Below are 21,506 nucleotides of genomic sequence, written 5' to 3'. Positions count from 1 at the left end.
TGACCTGTCCCATACAGGGTGTCGATGCGCAGATTTCGCGGTTCAGCCCAGCGGGGCCAGCCACGGAACCGCGTTGTCCTTGAAGCTTTGCCGCTCAGGAATGAGGCCGCTGTGATCGTCGAGGCTGACCAGCGTGACCCCGACCAAGCCGGCCTCATCACCTTTGGATGCCACACTCGATCCGCAGACTGGGCAGAACCCGCGGCATATCTGCGGAAACGTCTCGAACCAGGTCGGTTCCCCGCCCGGGCCGGTCCACTCGAACCCTTCCTCGGGAAAAGATACCCATGACATCACCGGGGCACCCGAAAGCCGCTGGCAGTGATCACACGAGCACAGGTGCGGGAAATCGGGGTCTCCAGCCGCAGAGAACCGGATATTGCCACAGAGACAGCCGCCGTTCACTTGACTCCTCGTCGTTACGCACAAGGCGTGAATGAGTAGGGGTGCTCATGCTCGTATGCGTGAACCACGACGCTGCCCTCAACCTCGAACAGCCTCCGCGCGGAGCAGGCACCAACCACTCTGCCATGCTGTCGTTCGCCACCGTGGAGGACCGCGAGGTTGCCGGTCGTGGAACCTCCGATGGCCGTACAGAAGTGGAACAGGTTGTCGCCCTGCTGATTGGCGGATCCCGCGTTCCGGAACGCCCGCCTTGCGGCATTATGGTGGGTTCGAAACCCATTGCCGACTGGCCGCGGCGCTTGCCGAATCGTTCGACGGGAACAGATGAACGAACACAAGATCCGAATGTCGAACGGCGCTACCACGATTCGATCAGCGGGACCTGGTGCTCGCGCCGCTGCCATTGCTCGGTGAGGCGAGCGAGCCGGTCCGGGTCGGTGATGCCGCGCACGCCTGCGATCTTGTCGTCTCGGATCTCCAGGATCGTGACGCCCACGACCCGGTCATCGAGCGTGACGAGCATGGCGGGGCAGCCGTTGACCACGGTGGCGTGGATCGAGGGTAACCCGCCGACGAGTTTGCGTTTGGCCGGAGACGGTTTGAAGGCCCGCATCGCGTCTGCGAGGCGCTGCGGGGTGGAGTACCGGATCAGCTTCTCGGCCAGGCCCAGCCCGAGGCCGGCGCCGTCGGAGATGCCGGTCGCGTCGTCGGTCAGCAGCGCGATCAGTTGTTCGGTCCGGCCGGAGGAGGCGGCGGCGACGAACGCCTCGACGATTCGACGCGCGCAGGCGGGGTCGATGTCAGTGCTGTTGCGAGCGACGGCGATTCGACGGCGGGCTCGGTGGGTGTGTTGCTGACTCGCAGACTCGGTGATGCCGAGAATCTCGGCGATCTCGGAGTGGCTGTAGGCGAAGGCCTCGCGTAGTACGTAGGCGGCTCGTTCGACGGGCGAGAGCCGCTCCATCAGCGTCAGTACCGCGAGGGTCACCGATTCGCGTTGTTCGGCGGTATCGGCCGGGCCCAGCATCGGGTCGCCGTCGAGCAGCGGTTCGGGCATCCAGGCGCCGACTGCGCGTTCGCGTCGCATCTTCGCCGACCGGAGCCGGTCCAGGGCAAGATTGGTGACGACTTTGGTCAGCCAAGCCTCGGGCACCTCTATGTACTCGCGGTCGGCGTCCTGCCACCGCAGGAACGCATCCTGCACCGTGTCCTCGGCGTCGGCGGCTGAGCCGAGTAGGCGGTAGGCGATCGCGGCCAGTCGATTCCGGCTGGCTTCGAAACTCGCCACGGTGGCGGTGTCCATGAGCATAGGCATGACCTTATGCAGAGTTGGCGGCCCGGCGTGCGCGCAGGCCACCAACCAGGCAGAGCACTGCACCGAGCGCGATCCAGGCGACCAGGACGGTGATGGCTTGGGTGGCGCCGCGTCCGTCGAAGAAGGCGGTCGAGCGCAGCAGTCGCCCACCGGCGCCGGGGGGTAGTAGCTGGCCGAGCGTGCCGGACCAGCCGGGCAGCATTTCGGGTGCGGTCGCGGTGCCCGAGAGTGGGTTGCCGATGAGCATCATGGCGATGGCGCCGATCCCGATTCCGGCGATGCCGAGCAGGGATTCGAGCCCGAGGACGGTCAGCGAGGTGGCCGCGATGGTCAGGGCGACAGCGCCGACGTTGGCCGGGTAGGACCCGCTCAGTGAGCCGAACCAGAATTGCAGGATCGCTGCCACGGTCAGGCCGCCGGTGGCCGCGAAGGCGAGTGCCCCGGCGATTCGGCGGCCGGTGCCGTGGACGAGCCTGATCAGCAGCACTGCGGACAGCAGACCGCCCATGACCAGCGGCAGTGCGCCTGCGGCCAGGCCCGCGCCGCGGGGGTCCTCGGCGGGCAGGGCGGCGAGATCGCGCACAGCGACCGGGGTGCCGGTGTTGCCTGCTTGGCCGAGGCCGGTGGCCATGCTCTGCAGGGTCTGGGCGACCGCGGTGCTGGCGGCGGAGGCGAGAATGACATTCGGCGTGCCGGTGCTGAGGTCGATCGCCCCGTACACCTGCCGGTCGCGGATGAGTTGTTCGGCGGCGGCGGTGTCGGCGACTTCGCTGATCGCGAACCCGCCCGGCAGACGCTGCTCGAGTGCGGTGCGAATCTGCGCGACCGCGGGAGCGGGCCCGGCGACGGCGACCGGCACATCGTGCACCGACGACCGCACCGACGGCCAGGCGAAGGCGACGAGTAGTAGTCCGGTGATCACCGTGAGCAGGGCGACTGCTCGGGCCACCGTTGGCCATCGTGAGGGAAGCGCGTCAGTGATGAGCGGCGCCAGCGGGGTGGTCATGTCTACTCCTCGAACAGCCGGGTCGTAACCGGTGTTCATCGCAGGGTGGGTCGGGTCTCGGAGTCGAATGGGTGAGCTTGTGCGGGTTGCGGACGACGTAGAGGCCGGTGATGCGGGTGTCCTCGACGCGCATCGCGATTGCTCGGTCGAGTGCCTCGTCGGCGGCCGAGCCGGGCAGACGGTAGGCGAGCGAGGCCAGCCGATTGCGGCTGGCCTCGAAACGCGCCCCGGCGGCAGCGTCGATGGGCAGGACCCTATGCGGGAACCACGTCGTGCTCTCGGGTGGTCAAGCGGTACTTGTGATTCGGCATTCCGAAGGTCGGGTGGAACAGGCCCCAGACGGACATCCAGAGGGTTGCCGACTTGACGCGCACGGCCGTCCGGCCGGTCAGGGCCCCCGGCTTGGAACGCGCCTCACCGTCGACCAACTGGAACAGCGCGTCATTGCGGCCGAGGCTGATGTGGTTGCCGACGTAGGACTGCTTGGACATCGCGATCTTGCGCCCGGTCCGGTCCCCGACGATCGCGGCCGCCGCCTGCCTGCTGGTGGATCCCGCGGTCGCGCAGGACATCGGTAACGGCCGACCGTTATCGCCGATGACGAAGGCGCTGTCACCGGCAACGTAGACATCCGGGTGCGAGACCGACCGCATCTGATTGTCGACCGTGATCTGGCCGTTGGGTTCCACCGCGAGGCCACTGGCGGCGGCGATCGGGTGCACGGCGAAACCGGCGGCCCACACCGTTGCGTCGGAGGCGAACACGGTGCCGTCGGCCGCGACCGCCGCCGACGCCTCGACCCGCTCGATAGGGGTGTGCTCGTGGACGGTGATACCCAACCGGTTGAACGTGCGCAGCAGGTGACGCCGGGCCTTGGGGCCCAGCCAGCCGCCGAGTTCGCCCCGGGTAGCGAGGGTGACTCGAAGCCCTGGACGGGATTCGGCGAGCTCGGTGGCGGCCTCGATCGCGGTCAAATTGCCGCCGACGACCAGTACCTTCCCGCCTTCGCCCAGCTCATCCAGGCGTGCGCGCAGGCGCAGCGCGGCGGGCCGCGCTGCCACGTGGAAGGCGTACTCGGCCACGCCCACAACGCCCGGGTCGGCGGCGGTGCTGCCGAGCGCGTACAGCAGGGTGTCGTACCCGAGCCGGTCGGTGCCCTCGCCATCGACCACCGTGACAGTCCGGTGCTCGACGTCGACGTCGGTCACCCGAGCCACCCGAAGCCGAATACCGGTGCCCGCGAACACCTCCGTCAGTGGCAGGTGGCGAAGATCCTGCCCGGCGGCGAGTTGATGGTTGCGCAGCCGCTCGACGAAATCGGGTTCGGCGTTGACGACGATGATCTCGAAGTCGTCGGAGTGGAGCTGGCGTGCCAGGTATGCGGCGGAGAAGGCTCCGGCGTATCCGGCCCCGAGGACGACGATGCGGTGCTTCATGATTCGCTCCTGTCTGGTTCGCGTGCTCCTTGAACGAGACAGCCCCCGAATTCCTGACAGCACCAGCCAGTGATGTGGATCACTCCTCCATGGTCACCGTTCGAGTGCTGCACCGAAAACGACCGCAATCGGCATGATGGCGCGCTCGGCCAGCACCAGGCGACTAGGCCCCGTTGATCTTTCGAGGTGGCGCGCTGGCCGGTTCGGTCAGCGCGCCACGCGGCATGTGCGTGCGTTGCACGAGAGCGTCTGCGCCCGATTGCGATCGGCAGGGCCGTGCTTGTCGGTTCATTCGATCAGGGCCTCGAATGACGAGGGTCCTGGACGGACGAACTGCAAAGACCGTTTGGATAGCCACTGGCAGTGGATGATTCGCTGTGCGCACTCCGTCGATGCGGGGTGCGCACAGTGCGGGTGAGGGCTGGTTACCAGGGAATAGGGCCGAGGCGGTCGATGAAGGTCGCGGTCGGTCCGTCGGCGTCGATAGTCGCGAGTTCGATGATCGGGTCGGTGCCTTCGGTGACGGTAAGTTGGCCGGTGTGATTGTTGATGTCGGTGGCGGTGTATTTGCCGTTGGCGATCTCTCCGGGGGTGAGGAGGTTGAATTTGATCTCTGGGAGGGCTTTGGCGTATCTGATGGTGATCATGTTCAGGGCTGCTTTGGAGGAGCTGTAGGCGAGCTCGTGGAATTTGGTGGGGGGCTGTGTGGGGTCGGTCGCGATCGTCATGGATCCGATAGCGCTGGACACCATCACAACTCGTGGGTTGTCGGTCACCCGTAGCAGGGGCAGGAATGCGTTGGTGACCCTGATGGGGCCATAGACGTTGGTGTTGTAGACGGAGTGAACTTCTTCGACCGTTACCTCAGCGGGGGTGACGATGTTGCCTGCCGCGCCCGCGTTGTTGACGAGTACGTCCAGTCGGTCGGTGTGCTGGCGGACGCGGTCCACAGCATCGGCCACGGACTGGTCCGAGGCCACGTCCAGCGGGATCATGGTCACGTTGATGCCGCAGGCGGTCAACTGGTCGGCGGCTGCGTGTCCGCGTCCGGGGTCACGCGAGCCGAGAAAGATCGTCCAGCCTTTTTCTCCGAGTCGGCGGGCGGTCTCCAGACCCAGCCCTTTGTTGCCTCCGGTGATGAGCGCCGAGGTCGGTTGCGAGGTCATATGGTTTTCTCCTTTGTGATGGTTCCCGCACACGAAGGCGCGCGGCCGGTGTCGGATCGAAGCTGAGTCAGGCGAAGGGTTCGAGGCTGAAACGCCCCCAGACCACGAAGACGGCCATGGCCAGGTAGAGCACCTCGGCGACGGCCGTGGCCCACAAACCGCGCCGGACCCGCACGATGATCGCCCCGGCGAACAGCAGGGCCGTGCCGGTCGCCGCCACCGGCACCAGAATCGGTGCGATGTCGAGCACGGCGGGCAGGATCAACCCCGCCGCGCCCAGAAGGTCCACGACCCCAAGAGCTTTCAGGGCGGCCGGGCTAAATGCCTCGGCCCACGTGGCATACTTGCCGGCGGCCAGAATCTTCTCTTTAGGGATCACGATCTTGGCGCTGCTGGCAAGGAGCACGGCTGCCAGCAACCCGGTGACGATCCACAGAGCGACGTTCATGATTGACTGCCTCCAGATATTCATGTCGGAATGGCTTGCTGCTTCTCTGACGGGTGACGGCGAGGAAACCAGACAGATGAACCGAAACGAATTGCTCGCGACACGCTTCGAGGAGCATCGGAGCCATCTGCGGGCGGTGGCCTACCGGATGTTGGGGTCGCTCAGCGAGGCCGACGACGCCCTCCAGGTGGCCTGGCTCAAGGCCACCGGGGCCGACACCGGTGGCGTCGAGAATCTGGCCGGATGGCTGACGACCGTGGTGAGCCGGGTTTGCCTGGACATGCTCAGGTCCCGCGAATCGCGCCGTGAGGACTCCCTCGACGAACACGGCGCAGGTCTCGCGACGCGCCTTCGGACCGATCCAGAGGAGGAGGCTCTACTCGCGGACTCTGTCGGCTTGGCGCTGCTGGTGGTCTTGGACAAGCTCTCGCCGACCGAACGGATCGCCTTCGTCCTGCACGACCTGTTCGCCGTATCGTTCACCGACATCGCCCCGATCGTCGACCGCAGCCCGGAGACGACACAACGGATCGCCAGCCGGGCGCGTGGACGAGTGCGCGGCAACTCCGGGACGGGCAGCGACGACCGCATGCGGCAATACCGCGCCGTCGAGGTGTTCCTGCGCGCCGCACAGAACGGCGAGTTCGAGGAGCTGCTGGCGATGCTCGACCCCGACGCGACCTACCGCACGGACGAGGCCGCACGCCTGCTGGGAGCGGGGACCGACTTCGACGGTGGTCGAGTCCTGGCCGAAAACTTCTGTGGAAAGGCGCAGGTTGCTCGCGCGATCATGCTCGACGGCGAGCCGGGCCTGGTGCTGGCCCCGTGCGCCAAACTGATGCTGGTGATGACCATCCGATTCGCGGGCGAGCTCATCGCAGGGATCGACGCGGTCGCGGACGAGGACCGATTGTCGAAAATGGAACTCACGGCGCCATAGCCCGAGCTCGAACCTGTCCGTGAGTGGACACTGCCCGCCGCCGAAGTCAGTGCGCCGGACGGATCCGTCACACTCACGCCGAATTCACTCAACTCGGCATTATGGGATGCTAGCCGGCGCCATTGATCAGCCAGGCGTGACAGATCTGGAACAGGTTCCTGGGAGCATCAGCCGTTGTCGGTAGTCCAACGATTGGCGACGCGGCAGCCGATGGCGAGTCCACTTGCATGGTGCAGAGAAGCGGCAACATCAGGTACCAGTCGACCGGCGGACTCTCGTTCCCGCACCTTTGTAGTTGCCCCACTGTCAGAGATTGTCCGGTAGCCCAATAATGTCGTGGGTCGACTTCCCTCGCGAAGGGTTCAAGTGTACCGGTCCAGGCGGAGAGCCGGTCTGGTACAACCCCTTTCCCGATTCTCAGCGTGGTTTCTGCGGTATCTGCGGGAGTTCTGTCGCGGCCCAGGACGACGGTGACGCAGAACTGGTGGGCGTCACGATGATGAGCCTCGATGATCACTCCGGTTTGACGCCCGAGCGACAGAGTTTCCGTCCCAATGCTGTCGCGTGGCTTCCGATCGTCGGAGGACAAGACTGATCGTGCCCGCAGGTTGTCGAAACCGGCAGATCGTCTAGAGCGATCGACGATCGGCCGGTCTCGATCAGAGGGCCTGTGCGACTCTGCGGCGATGGCTTGTGCGGCTTCGGCCGGGTCTGCTGCAGCGGTGATTGCGCGGCCGAGGACGAGAATGAACCACATCGATCCGCTCTACCAGGAAACGTCGAGTGGGCTGGGCACACACTGGCCTCGAGTCGGAGACTGCGCGAACTCGCCGCAGACGGTGCTTTGTATGTCACTGCCGCCCGCGGCGGAGATTTACTACAGGGCCTGGAGGGTCTCCGCCGTCGTCGAGCCTCAACACCTGCTCGCGCAGCTGCGTGAGCAAGGCTCACTGCTGTCCGTCGTGGCAGAGCGCGTGCTGCGGTTCACCCCGCCGCTCACTCTGACCGCTGACGAGCTCGAATGGGGCCTCGATACGCTGCGCTCCGTACTGCGCCGATACCGACAAGGCACCGACCCGAGTGCCCAGCACCCCGTTATGGATGAATGCCTGTGAAGATCCTCGTCGTTGGTCCCGGAGGCCGTGAGCACGCCATCGCCAAGGCGCTCTCGCGCGAGTTGGGATCGGCTCGTTGCTACTTCAGCCCTGGACACCTGCTGTGCGGTGCGACTGCTCCAGCAGTCGGCCAAGACTCAACGTGGGAAGACATTAAGGAGGGGTCGGGAATGCAGTCCTTCAAGGACAATACCGTGGCGTGGTTGCCCATTATCGAGACCGTGTCTTCATGAGCGGCGTCACCGCGCCGAGAGGCACGCAGCATCCAGGCGGTCGATGCCTGGCTCACATGCATCAGAGCGGCGTGGGTAGACGCAGGTACCGGGTACCCCGGTCCTCGAACATGCCCCGGTAGAACCTTGCCACCGAAGTATCGGCGGCGACCGCGACGTGCGGAATGTCGTGCTGCTGCGTCCATTCGACCAGCCGAGCAACCATGCGTGAACCGATCCCCTGTCCCTGCGCTGCTGGTTCGACAACAACGTCGACAACGAGCCCGTAAAGACCGTCACCGACGAGTCGGCTCATACCGACAGTTCGCCCGTCCGGGTCTTGGGCAACGAGTCCAAATAGGCTCGCCACCAGCGCGGACGCGCAGGCATCCTCGGGCGGACACTTCCATCCCACAAGACGGCGAAGCAGAAGATACTCGTCGACTGTAGGAAGCCTTTCCACGAGAGTCGTAGGGCCAGTCACGTGCGCCCCGACATGCGCGACTGGTGTGCAGTACGTCTGACTGTGCGCCCACCGGCGCATCCGCGCATCGATCTCGTCGAAGTATGTCGACTTGGCGCGGGTTATCTTGGGTCCTCCCAACGATCTTCGGTACGTGAGTTAGGTAGCCTGCACCCTTGCGTGCCTCACACCTATCTGGGGGTTTCGAGTGACGTCTGGTCTGGCTGGTCAACCGCGGGTGTTTCGTGCCGAGCGCGCCGTTTCGCCGTTGGATGGTGGGGTGCGCTGGGTTGTCGTCGACTGTCTTCTACGACTTTCATGTGGAAGCGACCGCATACCTGGCGGCGCTGCGGGCCCGGGACTGCTCGCCGAACACTGAGCGGGCCTACGCCGGACGCATCGCGCTGTACTTGTCGTACTGCGTGCGAACGGGCATGGACTGGGCGGCACCGACAGTGTGGCAGTTGGGGGCGTTCTTGCGCTGGCTGGTGGAGCAGCCGCTGCCGCCGCGGGGCCGACTGGCACCGGTGGAGCCGAGGTTCCGGGCGGAGGGCACTGCGAACCACATCGTGACGACGGTGTGCGAGCTGTTGCGGTTTGGCTGTCTGCACGGCTGGGTGGCACCGGAAGTTGTTGCTCGGCTGAGCCAGACGAAGTTTTTGGCGTTTATGCCGGATGGTTTCGACCCGGGTGAGGACAACCAGTTCCGCACCGTCCGAACGACGTTGGTGAAGTTCAAGGTTGCGGTCCCTGGTTACGAATGGCTCGATCGCGAGCAGATCGATGAGCTGATTCGTGTGGCTACCAGGGAACGGGACCGGTTTCTGGTGATCTTGCTGGCCGATACCGCGATGCGGATCGGTGAGGCTTTGGGGTTGCGCCGCGAGGATATGCATCTGCTGGCCACCTCGCGTGAGTTCGGCTGCATGTTCGAGGGCCCGCACGTCCATGTCCGCCGGCGCCGTAACGCTAACGGTGCCTGGGCGAAAGCTCGTAAGCCCCGGCCTATTCCAGTGACCACCGCAGTAGTCGACAGCTACATCGATTACCAGCTCGAGCGCGACCTGGTGCCGGAAGCCACCGACTGCGACCTGGTGTTCGTCAACCTGTTCCACGCACCGCTGGGTGAGGGGATGAAGTACGACACCGCCAAGGAGATGTTCGACCGACTCGCCCAACGAGCTGGATTCACTGCCCGACCACACATGCTGCGGCATTCGGCGGCCACTGAGCTGCTGCGACAAGGCACTGATCGAAGCGTGGTCCAGGAGCTGCTCGGACACGTCTCTCAGCGGTCTATGGAGGTCTACACGCACGTCGCCGACAAGGACAAACGCGCCGCGGTCGACGCCGTCGCTGCGGCCCGGACGACGAAAGGCAGGAATTGAATACATCTGCGGTGACGAAGCTGTCGGCGGCCAGGGCTGCGCGAGACGGTCCGCAGATCGACCTGACTGCGTGGGCGGACTGGCTGCACAAGGCCCTCGATCCCGCCTGGCGACCCGGAGAGTGGGATCCGCAGCGGCTGTTGTTCGCCGGGGACCCTGACAACCCATGGACGGCGGTGACACGATGCCCTACCAGGGCATGTGGGCGGACCGTTCACGTGAACGCCTTCTGCACCCGGTGCTCAAAAGCGTTCGCCCAAAGCGAGATCAGTCGCGAGGACTTCATCGCTACCTTCAGCACTGATCCGGACCGGCGGACGAGAATCCGCACAGCGGATTGTCTGGTCGCGGCCGGCGATGTTCGCTGCGCACGGGACGCGAAGTGCCGCGGCCTCTGCGCCAACCACTACAGCAGCTGGGCCCAACGGGAGGGCACACAGCCGCAGTGCTCGTTCGACGAGTGGCTTACCGATGCCAAACCGTACGGCCCCGCAACGGCTTGCGTGGTCCGCGGATGCGAGCAGGACGCGCCACTCACCGCCGTGTTGTGTGTCATGCATCGCCGTCATTGGCGTTGCCATGCACTGGCCGCCGGCAAGGCGCTTGACGATGCCGCGTGCATCCGGTTCTGGGCAGAAACGGTTGCGCTGCCGTATCTTTCGGTCGAGCACTTCTCCCTGAACGCCACACGGCATTTGGTCAGGTTGGAAGTGCTCTACGTGCTGCAAGAGCGTGATCGCCACGATCACAAAATCTTCCCGGGCCTGGTCCGCCGGTTCCTGCGGCTCGTCGCAGACACCGAGTATCTGGCCACGAACGCCGCTGCCTGGACCCATCTGTTGGACCGCGCTGCAGGCACCATGGGGTTGGACGTGCTTGTTCGTGAAGCCCACCGGATCCTCGACGGCGCCGTCGATCAGTTCCGCGGCATCGACCCCACGGACAGGCTCGTCTGGGATCTGACTGCGGTCGGAATTTACTCTGTTCGCTCCGCGAACGGTCGTCGACGCCGCAGCGGCTCGCTCGACTTCGGTCAGATCACGCAGCCGTGGCTGCGGGATTTGGTGATGCAGTGGGCGCGGGACACCAAGCCGGTTAGTGAGTACTTGCGGAGCCGTTTCCTGGCATGCGTGATCGCGTCGCAAGCTCTCGCGCTGCGGCCGGGCGGCGGCATGGATCTTGCCGGGCTGGGGTTCGCCGATATCAACGCTGTGATCGACGGCATCCGGCAGATGCGCAACCTCAGGAACGGGGAGCTGGCGGCGGCCAAGCGTCGCCGAGATATCGTCGGCGCGTTCTTCATGCTGCTCGATTACGGCCTGGCTGCGGGTCTGCTTCTGGGCTTGCCGGCCAGCTTCGCCCGCCACCGTTCGCATCGCATCTGCGTCGAGGACGCCAGCGAGGACGACCTCGGCAAGGCCATACCCGAATCGGTGATCGGTCAGCTCGACGATCACCTGGCCTGTCTCGGCGCGGAGATTCCCTACGGCGACTACGCGCGAGAAGACATTCGCGCACTTTTCCAGACTGTCTACATCGTTCACCGCGACACCGGGCGGCGGCCCCGCGAGACCTGCGAGCTCGGGCTCGACTGCCTGGAATACATCGACGGCGAATACACGCTGCTCTGGGACAACCGCAAAGGGAAACGCCTCCGGCGACGATTGCCGATCCCCATCTCGACCGCCGAGGCAATCCTCGAATGGCGGGAGCGCCGAGCACGACTGGCACTTCCGCCTCGCAGCGCGAACTACCTGTTCCCCGCGGCCGATGAAACCTTTGGTGAGGGCACCCACTTGCCGACCCACAAGTTCTCCGAGGCCATCCGCCTGTGGGCCGACTCGATCCCCGAACTGCACTCCGAGGAGACCGGCCCGCACGGGCGACCGATGCCGTTCGATCGCCGTGCGATATTTCCCTACGCGTTCCGGTTCTCCTACGCCCAGCGTCACGCGGACGCCGGGGTCCGCGTCGAGGTGCTCAAAGACCTCATGGACCACAAATCGATCGATACGACCATGGGCTATTTCAAGGTCTCTTTGAACCGAAAACGTCAGGCAGTCAACACAATACGAGCGCACGTGATCGACCGCAACGGGCACCGCGCGCCTATCGGATCGGCCACCGCCTACCAAGCCAAGTCGGTGACCGTCCCGTTCGGCAACTGCCACGAGCCCAGCAACGTCAAGGCCGGCGGCAAGGCCTGCCCGATCCGGTTCCAATGCGCCGGATGCGGGTTCTATCGGCCCGACCCGTCCTACCTCCCCGCTGTCGAGGACCACGTCCGCGCCCTCAAGACAGACCGTGAGATCGCGCAGGCGATGGACGCCGACGAGTTCGTTGTTCGCAACCTCACCGACCAGATCGCCGCCTTCCAGCGGGTCGTCGAAGTCATCCGCGAACATCTGGACCAGCTCCCCACCGACGAGCGCCACGCCGTCGAAGAGGCCTCCGCAGTGCTACGCAGAGTCCGGGCCGCCGACGGCATCCCTTCACCGACAGAGCGTCGCCTCTCCCTGCCGCTGACCGTCATCGAGCCAGGACAAACCAGATGACTGGACCTCGGACCCCTGCCCAGGTCCTCCGGGACACCCGGGAGCGAACCAGCCGTGAAAAGCGCGCCAAGGTCCTGGCCGTGATCGACGAGATGACCACCCGCAACGAACCGATCACGTTCACCGGCGTCGCCAGAGCGGCTAGCGTCTCGAACTGGCTGGTCTATGCCCCGGGCGTTCGCGAACACATCGAGCGGGCCCGCCAGCGGCAACAGGCCCAACCTCACCTGGACCGGGAAACCGGGCGCACCGCCAACACTGCTGGATTGAAGACCGACCTCGCGATCGCACGAGCCGAGGTCGCTCGCCTGCGGACCGAACGCGATCAGCTCAAAGCCACCATCCAACGTCAGCTCGGTCAACAACTCGACCAATACGCAGCCACAGACCTGATCACGCGGGTCGATGAACTCACCGCTCAGAACAAGACTCTCATCGAGGAGTTGGCCGCCGGCAGGCGAGCCAATGCCGATCTCGAGAATCAGCTCACCGAGGCCCAGGACGACCTCACCGCCGCCCGCGCCAGCCTTCGGCGCATGATCCGTGAGGAGAGTCATCAATAACCCGATTGTTTGGCGACTTCGACGACGACGAACTCGAATAGGCTTTGCACCCCGAACGCCTCGCCGACCGAGACAACACGTGGCGGCCCACACATTTGCAGCATCATGACACATGCACAACGTTCGAAGGAGTGTGCTGGGTGACCAGTGATTCGGGAGCCAGTGATTTGACATTGACCATCGATATGTCCGCGAGATCCTTGCCCGGCCGCGACGCGGCATATCAGCGGTTAGCCGCCCTGCTCGCCTCCGCAATACCGAACCCGGCGCGCGTCGAGTTGGTCCTCACCGACCGATTCGAACACGTTGCAGGCGAGTTCGCCACACAATCCCCAACACGATCCAACCCCAACATGACTGCGGCCGACTACCGGGCCGTCAAAGGTGACGGCGCCGTTGCTGCGGCTCGCACGATCGATCTTCCCGACGACAAGGTCGTCGTTGTCATCCCTGCTGGGCTGCTCGGTGCGAACCAGCGAATTCTGCGCCGCACAATCCTGCATGAAGCACAGCACGTCACTCTGTTCCAGAAGCACAACAGCGCGCAGGCCGTCCATCGCCGCACAGATTTCGAGATCCCAGCCGACCAGCTGACCTGGGAATACATGTGGATCGCGGAGAGCGCGATCGATGAATTTCGTTGCGAGCGAACCATGCACGCCAGAGGCATGGGAGCGGCGCACAACACGTACTCGGCCGGCTACGGGCCGATCATCGCCATGTTCGACACCGCACGCCAAACCTACCGAGGCACGTTCGATCTGACGGACACCTATCACCGCGCTTTCGCCGCGCTCGATCGCCTGGCAGTCTTCCTCGCCTACGGCGCCGCCAGCGTCGCGGCCGAACGCGTTGCGCCGGACATGTGGTCAGCGGTCACGCCGATGGCCGAACTCCTCGGTGTGCTCGGCGATATCCCGGGCACCGATACCACCGTCGGCGACGACGAACTGACCGGCCTGTCCCTGGGGCTGGCTCTATGGCTTCGTCAACAATTCCGAGCAAACGGGTTCGACTATCGCTATACCTCGACGGGATCGGACTACTTCGAACTGTTGTGGTGACGTCGAATCGACGTCCGGGAGCCGATTGTGGTTCGGGGATGAGTTGGTCGGCTGCTCGAAGGGCAAGATAGCCCGATGTAATCGGCCAGTGACGGCACGCCGTTCGCCGCGTTCAAATGCAGGTTCACGCCGCACGATCGGATGCAAAGGCCGCGAGGGACCTGCTCAGCAGTTGGTGATCGACGTGGTGGCCTTGCCCGTGGAGGACTTCGCGAGTGAGGTTGGGGATCGCGCCGGCGAGCAGGTCCGCGGCTTCGAGAATATAGGGGGCGCTGGTGGTGCCGACCATCAGTTTTGTCGGCACGGACACAGCCGCGTATTGCTCGACGGTGGGTTGCAGTCCCGCCAGTACCTGCATGGTTGGGACGAGGGTGGGTGCGTGGGCGACCTTCGATGGCCACAGCGGGTCCTCGCGCAAGGCGGCGAGTTCGGTGGGCGACAGGCCGCCACTACCGGTGGTAGCGGTGAGGAGCAGTTGCTCGTAATCCCCTGAGGCGAGGGCGGTTTCGAGCAGGGCGGGATCGGGGATGGGGTAGGTGACCGGTAGTGGGGGCTCGTAGAGGGCGAGTTTGTTGATGCGCTGTGGTGCGGCGAGTGCGGTTTCGAGGGCGAGGACTGCGCCGTAGGAGTAGCCGAACAGTGCGCGGAGGGGTCCGACGGCTTCGACGACGGCGAGGATGTCTTCGATCTCGTGGGCGATGGCGGGTGGGGATTGGCCCCATTGGCTGGTTCCGTGTCCGCGAAGGTTCATCATGACGATCTCGTATTCGTCAGCCAGGTGCGCTGATAGTGGCAGCAGGCTCAGTGCGCTGCCCAGACCGCCGTGCAGGCACACTACGACCGGTCCGGATCCGCGGGTCAAATAGCTGATCATGGTGCCGTCGGCGGACCGGACCCGGCCGCCCCGCAGGAGATGGTCGGTGCGAGCAGAAGTGGTGTCGGACATTCGATTACTCCGTTGGCGGTGTGGAGGGGTCTGGTGGTGGGAGGTCAGTGCACTTGCCGGGTTTGGCCGTCCCAATGGCGTTGGCGCAGAACCTTTTTGTCGACTTTCCCGGACGGGTTGAGCGGCAGGCCTGCAACGAATTCGACGGATTTCGGCGCCCACACGCTGCCCTTCTCCTCGCGCACCAAGCGAATGAGATCGTTTCCGGTGACGGGGTTTTCGGGGTCGGTGACGACGTAGGCTTTGACGGCTTCGCCCCATTTCGGGTCGGGGATGCCGATGACCGCGCATTGGCGTACGGCGGGGTGGGTGTCGAGGATGTCTTCGATCTGGCGGGGAAACACGTTGAACCCGCCGGTGATGATCATGTCTTTTTTGCGGTCGACGATGAACAGGAAGCCTTCCTCGTCGAGGTAGCCGATGTCGCCGGTGCGCACCCACCCGTCGTGGATGGTGTCGGCGTCCAGTGAACTGTCGAGGTAGCCGATCATCTGTCCTGCTTGTCGCACCCAGATCTCGCCGGCCTCGCCTGCGGCGACGACTTGTCCGTTGTCGTGTCGGATGCTGAGGTCGACGTGGTACATCGGTCGCCCCGCTGAAGCCAAACGTGCTCGCTGCGTGGGGGTTTGGAGGAGGTGGTCTTGTTTGCGCAGGGTGCTGATGTAGCCGGGTTCGGTACCGGCGTATGCCTGGGCGAAGACGGGGCCGAACACGCGCAGAGCGTGCTCGAGTTCGGACGGTGCCATCGGTGATCCGGCGTAGATGACCGTTCGCAGGGAGGTCAGGTCGTAGTCGGTGAGGTCGGTGCGGGCCAGGAGCAGGTAGATGATGGTGGGCACGACCGCAGTGGCGGTGACCTTGTGGGTGTCGATCGCGGACAGCAGGGTATCGACGTCGAGGCCGGGCAGGATGAGGTTGGTGCCGCCGCGCATGAGGGTGGGCATGATGAATGTTTGGGTGAAATGCGTCATCGGTGCGCCGTGGGCGAAGATTTCACCGGGGCGGGTGTCGCCGATCTCGAGACCGGCGGTGACGCAGTAGTGCAGCCAGGTGGCGTGGGTTTGCAGAACACCTTTGGGGACACCGGTCGTGCCGGAGGTGAAACCGATGAACGCCAGGTCGTTCTCACCGATCCGGATCGGTGGCGGGGTCGGGTCGGCGGCACCGAACAGGGCGGTGTAGTCGAGGGCCTCGGTGTCGGGGGCGGGTGGGGATCCCAGTCGGATCACCGTTGACAGGGTGGGGCTGTCGGTGCGGATGCCGGTCAGTGCGGTGTCGAAGTTGTGGTGGTGGATCAGGGTGGTGGTGGCGGCGGAGTTGAGGAAGTAGCGGAAGTCCGATGCGGATGCGCGGGCGGGCATTTGGGTGACGACACCACCGGCACCCCATACCCCGTAGAGGGTGGGGATATATTCCAGACAGTTGGGCATGAGGATGCCGACGCGGTCACCGGGTCGTAGTCCGGCTTCGATCAGCCCGGTGCTGACGCGGTTGGTGGCCGCGGCGAGTTCGGTGTAGGTCAGTGACCGGTCGCCGTCGATGATGGCGCTCCGGTCGCCGTGATCGGCGGTGACGCGGGCCATCAACCGTGGCAGTGTTCCCCACATTGTCGCTCCTTCGTTGGTTCGAGACGGGGGTCAAACGAGCAGATCGGTTGCCGTCGCCGCTCGCGCGGCGTGGTATTGGCGAGCGAGTTGGGCGATGACAGTGGCGGTGGACTGTTCGCTGGTCACTCCGCTGACGCTGTGACCGGCGCTCCAGACGTTCTTGTAGGCGAACAGGCGAGATTGTTGATAGCCGCCAGCGGTGTCGGGTTCGATGTCGTGGGCGGCCAGCCACTCACGCAGGAAGTTGGCGGGCAGCCCGCTGGGCCCTGAGGTGGTGACGATGTCGTCGAGCGTCGCCGCGATCAGTGCCGCCTTGAACTCCACCGGTGCGAGACTTTCGGGGGTGGCGATGAATTTGGTGCCGAGGTATCCGAAGTCGGCTCCGAGTACCTTTGCCGCCCATAGTGATCGGCCATCGCAGATGCCACCGGCGAGGGCGATCGGTCCGTCGAACCGGTCGCGTACCGCCGGAAGAAACGCCAGCGGGCTCGCGGTGCCGGTCTGCCCACCGGCGCCCCCGCACAGCAGCACCAGCCCGTCAGCGCCCGCCCCGATGGCGCGGTCGACGTGGCGCAGGGTGGCGACGTCGACGAATACCAGGGCACCGGACTGGTGGAGGGGTTCGAGTACCGGGGCAGGTGAGCCGACGCTGGTGATGACGATCGGTACTCGATGCTCGGCCAGACACTCTAGATCTGTTGTGAGGCGGTCGTTGCTGGGGTGCACGATCAGGTTGACCGCGAACGGTGCGGCACCAGGATCCGTGGCGAGTGTGGTGGTGATCGTGGCCAACCAGGCGTCCAGATCATCGGTCGATGCGGCGTTGTGGGCGGGGAAGGTCCCGACCACACCCGCGCGGCAGGCGGCGATCACCAACTCGGGTCCGGACACGTCGGTCATCGGCGCGGCGATGACCGGCACGGTGAGAGTGCGCAGCAGTGGCGGGATCGTCATCGGTCGCCTCCGAACTCGGCAGGGATGAATGTTGTTGTGCGGCGGTGGGTTTACCGGTCATGGCAGGCGTTTGGCGAGGTAGGTGGCGTCGGCTCCGACGCCACGCAGCGACGCCGAGGACAGACTGCGTTGCCATTCCAGCCCGACGTACCCGAGTCCGGGGTGGATCGTGGAGAGCCCACGGCGCTGACGGGGGTGGGCGCTGTCGTCGAGGGCACCCAACGGTGCAAGGTAGTCCAGGTCAGGTCGGTAGCCGGTGGCCAACAACAGCACATCGAGATTTTCGCGATTGCCGTCGGCCCAGACGATTTCGTCGCCCTCGATGCTGGTGAACATCGGGCGGTGATCCGGGCGCCCGAGGTCGATCGCGTTGCGGTAGCGGCCGGTGTCGAAGACCGGGGCGGTCGGCGGGTCGCCGATCCACGGTCCGATCGGGGCGGTGTCGATACCGGTGACCTTGAACCAGAAGTGCATGTCGCGTCCCAGCGGGCGCTGGCGCACATATTTGACCGGGTTGCGGGTGGTGAGACTGACGTGGGCGTGTTCGGCGAGTTCGACCGCGATCTGGACCGCGGAGTTCCCGGCTCCCACGACCACCACCCGCTGGCCTGCCAAGGCGGCGGGCTCGCGGTAGTCGCTGGCGTGGAGCGTGCGTCCGGTGAAGGTGCCCAAACCTGGTAGGTCGGGCAGGTAGGGGCGGCCGAATCCACCGGTCGCCGCGATCACCCGTCGCGTCGAAATGTCCTCACCGTCGTCGGTGACGACGGTGAACAGCTCGTCCCGGTGGTGCACGGCGGTGGCGCGGGTGGTGGTACGGATCTCGGCGTCGAGTGTTTTGGCGTAGGCGCGCAGGTAGTCGACGACCTCGTCGCGGTGCGGGTAGTGCTCGGGGTCGCCGGGGAAGGCCATACCGGGCAGGCAGCTGTAGCGGGCGGGGCTGAACAGGGTCAGGCTGTCGTAGTAGTGCGGCCAGGACCCGACGGGTTCAGTTCCGGCTTCGAGCACGATCGGGGCCAGTCCTCGCTTGCGCAGCGCCCATGCGGCCGCGAGCCCGGACTGTCCGCCACCGATCACGACCGCGTCGTGAATGTTGTTCTCGCTCATCAGAATCGTTCCTTCAATTCTTCGTCAGTCGATGCCACGGTGTCCGGCGGGTCGGCTCGTGCCGGATCCGGCGGCCCCGTCGGTGGGGTTCGTCGGTTCAACCGACACACGAGCGGATCCCCTGTGTGTGTGCCGACGGGAGTTGCTGTGTTATGAGTTGGGTGTTGTCGCTGGATGTTTCGGGATCGTGGCGGCGGCCAGTGCGGCGGCTGCGGCGGCGAGTGCACCCAGCAGCAGGAACGCGGTGGCGTAGCCGTGCAGGGCGTCGGCCAGGGCGGTCGCGGCGAAGGGCGCCAAGGCCATGGTGATGGTCAACGGCGCCGACAGCAGTGCGGTGAGGTGCCCGTAATGGGCTGGGCCCCAGCGGTCGGTGATCGCGGTGGCTTGGAGCAGGGTGAACACGCCACGGGCCATCCCGGCCAGGATCGCGGCGCCGATCAACGCGACGGTGGTGCTCAGCACACCGAGCAGCGCGGTGGTCGCGGCGATAGCGAGGACGATCACGACGGTGCGGGTGCGGACGCTGGTGCGGGCGGCGAAGGCGCCGTAGCCGATGCGGCTGGCGACCTGCCCGGCGCCACCGAGTCCGAGCGCGATCGCGGCGGTATCGGTACTGATTCCGCGTTCGGTCATCAACGGCACCAAGGTGACCACCACCGCGAAGGAGGCGAACCCGGTGATCGCCAATGACACTGCCAGCGCGATGAATACCGGACTGCGTGCCACCTTCGCGGGTGCGCCCAGGTGCGCGTGCTCGGGTTCAGCGGCCGGGCGCGGCGGCCACGGCAGCCCTAACCCGAACCAGTGTCCGGGCACGGTCACCACGGCCAGGACCAGCGCCAGCACCAGATAGGTGCCACGCCACCCGAACTGCGCCGCGAGGACGGCGGTCAACGGCGCGAACACCGTGCTGGCCAAACCCGCGGCCAAGGTCAGCACCGTCAGCGCACGCACCCGGTCCGGGCCGTGCCAGCGGGTCAGCGCCGCGAACGCCGGTGGATACAGCACCGCACCCATCGAGACCCCGACCAGCATCCATCCCGCGAAGAACCACACCAGATTCTGGGCTGTAGCGACGACGACCAGCGCGGGTATCGCCAGCAGCGATCCCGCAGTCATCGCGGTACGAGGCCCATGACGGTCGAGGTAGCGCCCCACCGGGATACCGACCACGGCCGCGAGGAGTTGTCCAGCGGAGAACGCGGCGGTCAGCGCGGTCGCTGCCCAGCCGGTGCTCGTGGTGATGTCGTGGAGCAGAACGGGAAAGGCGTAGAACAGCACACCCCAACTGGTGATCTCGGTCAAGCACAGCACCACCAGCACCCGCCGCAACTCGGTGCGGGTCGCGACGGGGGTCCGCAGCGCCGAAATGGCCTGCATTGCTGGAGGTTCAGCGGGTCGAAGGGACGGTCAGTGTCAGGTCTTGCAGCGCGCTCGGCGCGGACAGCGACAGCTCCTGCGGGCCCGCCGGAGCCGCGCAGCACCCCCCGGAGCTGCCACTTTCGGGATCATCGAAAACTCCCGCACCACCACAGACACCGGTGTCGGGCAGGGTCAACTCGACCCGGGCCGCGGACTCGTGATCACCGGCGAGGGAAGCGGCGATACTGCGGACCTGTTCGTATCCGGTCATGGCGAGGAAGGTCGGGGCGCGCCCGTAGCTTTTCATCCCGGCCAGGAACACACCTGGCTCCGGATGGGAAAGTTCCTTCACACCATGGGGATACACGGTCCCGCACGAGTGCACGTTCGGGTCGATCAACGGTGCCAACTCGACCGGAGCCTGCAACACCGGGTCCAGGGCGAGGCGGAGCTCCGACAGCCACGTCAGATCCGGGCGGAACCCGGTCAGCACCACGACCTGGTCGACGCCCTCGATGCGTTGTCCCGCGTCGGAGACCAGTGCATGGCTGGCATCGGCGGGTTCGATTGCGGCGGTATGGAATCCGGTAACGACGTTCAATAGCCCGTTGTCGAGGGCTTGTTTGGCGCGCAGTCCGAGCGCGCCGCGTGCGGGCAGTTCGTCGGCGTCGCCGCCGCCGAAGGTGGACCCGACCTCTCCGCGGCGCAGCACCCAGCTGATGCGGGTGCCCGGTGCGGTCTTCGCCAGATCAGTGAGGGCGATGATCGCGGTCAGCGCGGAGTGCCCACTTCCGGCGATGACGGTGTGCTGACCGGCGTAGCGGGCACGCACCGATTCATCGTCGAGGTCGGGGACGCGGTAGGTGATCACCGCAGCCGAGGCGGTCTCGCCGAGCGCGGGCAGGCCTTCACCGCCGAGCGGGTTCGGTACACCCCAGGTGCCCGATGCGTCGATGACCGCGCGAGCGAGCAAACGGTCTTCGGTCCCGTCCGCGTGTCGGATGTGCACCGACAGGGGCTCGGTGTCGCGTCCGGCGTCGACCACACGATCGCGGCCACGACGAGCGACACCAACGACCTCGGTGCTCAGTTGCACGCGGTCGCCGAGGGCATTCGCCAGCGGGATCAGGTAGTCGTTGGCCCATTCCCGCCCGGTCGGGTAAGTGTTCGCATCCGGTGCGGTCCACCCAGTGGGTTCCAGCAGGCGGCGGGCGGCGGGGTCGACCAGTTCGGCCCAGCGGGAGAACACACGCACATGATTCCACTGCGAGACCGCCGCACCAGCAGTCTCACCGCGTTCGAACACCAGCGGGGTCAGGCCACGTTCGCGCAGCTGTGCGGCTGCGGCCAAACCGATCGGTCCGGCCCCTACCACGACTACGGGCAACTCGCTCATGATCAACTGTCCTTTCATCGACACCCATCGATCAACTTGACCGAACTGTATCGACAGTTGT

General features: G+C 65.7%; 21 protein-coding genes. 8 read left to right on the top strand and 13 right to left on the bottom strand.

Going from position 1 to position 21,506, the window contains the following annotated elements; genetic code table 11:
• Nucleotides 1-42: 42 nt before the first annotated feature.
• From OH799_RS11970 to OH799_RS11945, 6 genes are all read right to left on the bottom strand, one after another.
• Nucleotides 43-405, bottom strand: a complete 363-nt coding sequence (locus OH799_RS11970; protein WP_406279345.1) for a GFA family protein — start codon at nt 403-405, stop codon at nt 43-45.
• Nucleotides 406-763: 358 nt separating this feature from the next.
• Complete coding sequence (locus OH799_RS11965; protein WP_406279342.1) at nt 764-1,714, bottom strand: sigma-70 family RNA polymerase sigma factor; 951 nt, start codon at nt 1,712-1,714, stop codon at nt 764-766.
• 10 nt (nt 1,715-1,724) lie between these two features.
• Nucleotides 1,725-2,726, bottom strand: a complete 1,002-nt coding sequence (locus OH799_RS11960; protein WP_406279339.1) for a hypothetical protein — start codon at nt 2,724-2,726, stop codon at nt 1,725-1,727.
• A gap of 254 nt (nt 2,727-2,980) precedes the next feature.
• Complete coding sequence (locus OH799_RS11955) at nt 2,981-4,162, bottom strand: NAD(P)/FAD-dependent oxidoreductase (RefSeq protein ID WP_406279336.1); 1,182 nt, start codon at nt 4,160-4,162, stop codon at nt 2,981-2,983.
• A gap of 425 nt (nt 4,163-4,587) precedes the next feature.
• Nucleotides 4,588-5,328 carry an SDR family oxidoreductase gene (locus tag OH799_RS11950; protein ID WP_406279333.1) on the bottom strand — a complete coding sequence of 247 codons (741 nt, stop codon included), beginning with the start codon at nt 5,326-5,328 and terminating at the stop codon, nt 4,588-4,590.
• 67 nt (nt 5,329-5,395) lie between these two features.
• The gene (locus OH799_RS11945; RefSeq protein WP_406279330.1) at nt 5,396-5,776 is read right to left on the bottom strand and encodes a DoxX family protein; all 381 of its coding nucleotides are present in this window, start codon (nt 5,774-5,776) and stop codon (nt 5,396-5,398) included.
• 76 nt (nt 5,777-5,852) lie between these two features.
• On the opposite strand from OH799_RS11945, the gene OH799_RS11940 reads away from it, so the two are divergent.
• The 4 genes from OH799_RS11940 (at nt 5,853) to OH799_RS11925 (ending at nt 8,064) form a co-directional block, all read left to right on the top strand.
• Nucleotides 5,853-6,716 (top strand): sigma-70 family RNA polymerase sigma factor, encoded by an 864-nt coding sequence (locus OH799_RS11940; protein ID WP_406279327.1) that lies wholly within the window; start codon nt 5,853-5,855, stop codon nt 6,714-6,716.
• Between the two features lie 331 nt (nt 6,717-7,047).
• On the top strand, nt 7,048-7,311 hold the full coding sequence (locus tag OH799_RS11935) for a GFA family protein (protein WP_406279324.1): 264 nt from the start codon (nt 7,048-7,050) through the stop codon (nt 7,309-7,311).
• Between the two features lie 253 nt (nt 7,312-7,564).
• Nucleotides 7,565-7,831, top strand: a complete 267-nt coding sequence (locus tag OH799_RS11930; protein ID WP_406279321.1) for a hypothetical protein — start codon at nt 7,565-7,567, stop codon at nt 7,829-7,831.
• Nucleotides 7,822-8,064: a hypothetical protein gene (locus OH799_RS11925; protein ID WP_406279318.1), complete on the top strand. Its 243-nt coding sequence runs from the start codon at nt 7,822-7,824 to the stop codon at nt 8,062-8,064. The genes OH799_RS11930 and OH799_RS11925 overlap by 10 nt, the downstream gene beginning before the upstream one ends.
• 61 nt (nt 8,065-8,125) lie before the next feature.
• On the opposite strand, the gene OH799_RS11920 is transcribed toward OH799_RS11925, so the two are convergent.
• A complete protein-coding gene (locus tag OH799_RS11920) occupies nt 8,126-8,587 on the bottom strand; it encodes a GNAT family N-acetyltransferase (protein WP_406282009.1) in 462 nt (153 codons plus the stop codon).
• Between the two features lie 209 nt (nt 8,588-8,796).
• On the opposite strand from OH799_RS11920, the gene OH799_RS11915 reads away from it, so the two are divergent.
• From OH799_RS11915 to OH799_RS11900, 4 genes are all read left to right on the top strand, one after another.
• Nucleotides 8,797-9,894 carry a tyrosine-type recombinase/integrase gene (locus OH799_RS11915; protein WP_406279315.1) on the top strand — a complete coding sequence of 366 codons (1,098 nt, stop codon included), beginning with the start codon at nt 8,797-8,799 and terminating at the stop codon, nt 9,892-9,894.
• A gap of 11 nt (nt 9,895-9,905) precedes the next feature.
• Nucleotides 9,906-12,449 carry a tyrosine-type recombinase/integrase gene (locus OH799_RS11910; protein WP_406279312.1) on the top strand — a complete coding sequence of 848 codons (2,544 nt, stop codon included), beginning with the start codon at nt 9,906-9,908 and terminating at the stop codon, nt 12,447-12,449.
• Entirely contained in the window at nt 12,446-13,012 is a 567-nt protein-coding gene (locus tag OH799_RS11905; RefSeq protein WP_406279309.1) for a DUF6262 family protein, read from the top strand. The genes OH799_RS11910 and OH799_RS11905 overlap by 4 nt, the downstream gene beginning before the upstream one ends.
• 140 nt (nt 13,013-13,152) lie before the next feature.
• Entirely contained in the window at nt 13,153-14,076 is a 924-nt protein-coding gene (locus tag OH799_RS11900) for a hypothetical protein (RefSeq protein WP_406279306.1), read from the top strand.
• A 124-nt stretch (nt 14,077-14,200) separates the two neighbouring features.
• On the opposite strand, the gene OH799_RS11895 is transcribed toward OH799_RS11900, so the two are convergent.
• The 6 genes from OH799_RS11895 to OH799_RS11870 form a co-directional block, all read right to left on the bottom strand.
• Entirely contained in the window at nt 14,201-15,022 is an 822-nt protein-coding gene (locus OH799_RS11895) for an alpha/beta fold hydrolase (RefSeq protein WP_406279303.1), read from the bottom strand.
• Nucleotides 15,023-15,066: 44 nt separating this feature from the next.
• Nucleotides 15,067-16,629: an AMP-binding protein gene (locus OH799_RS11890; RefSeq protein WP_406279300.1), complete on the bottom strand. Its 1,563-nt coding sequence runs from the start codon at nt 16,627-16,629 to the stop codon at nt 15,067-15,069.
• Nucleotides 16,630-16,659: 30 nt separating this feature from the next.
• Complete coding sequence (locus tag OH799_RS11885; RefSeq protein WP_406279297.1) at nt 16,660-17,583, bottom strand: NAD(P)H-dependent flavin oxidoreductase; 924 nt, start codon at nt 17,581-17,583, stop codon at nt 16,660-16,662.
• Between the two features lie 57 nt (nt 17,584-17,640).
• Nucleotides 17,641-18,687 carry a flavin-containing monooxygenase gene (locus tag OH799_RS11880; protein ID WP_406279294.1) on the bottom strand — a complete coding sequence of 349 codons (1,047 nt, stop codon included), beginning with the start codon at nt 18,685-18,687 and terminating at the stop codon, nt 17,641-17,643.
• A 150-nt stretch (nt 18,688-18,837) separates the two neighbouring features.
• Nucleotides 18,838-20,067, bottom strand: a complete 1,230-nt coding sequence (locus tag OH799_RS11875) for an MFS transporter (RefSeq protein WP_406279291.1) — start codon at nt 20,065-20,067, stop codon at nt 18,838-18,840.
• A 10-nt stretch (nt 20,068-20,077) separates the two neighbouring features.
• A complete protein-coding gene (locus OH799_RS11870) occupies nt 20,078-21,445 on the bottom strand; it encodes an NAD(P)-binding domain-containing protein (RefSeq protein ID WP_406279288.1) in 1,368 nt (455 codons plus the stop codon).
• Nucleotides 21,446-21,506 lie beyond the last annotated feature (61 nt).

Source organism: Nocardia sp. NBC_00881, from assembly GCF_045207455.1.
Taxonomy (GTDB): Bacteria; Actinomycetota; Actinomycetes; order Mycobacteriales; family Mycobacteriaceae; genus Nocardia.
Note: the sequence above shows the minus strand (reverse complement) of the source record. Positions and strands in the feature narration are given on the sequence as shown.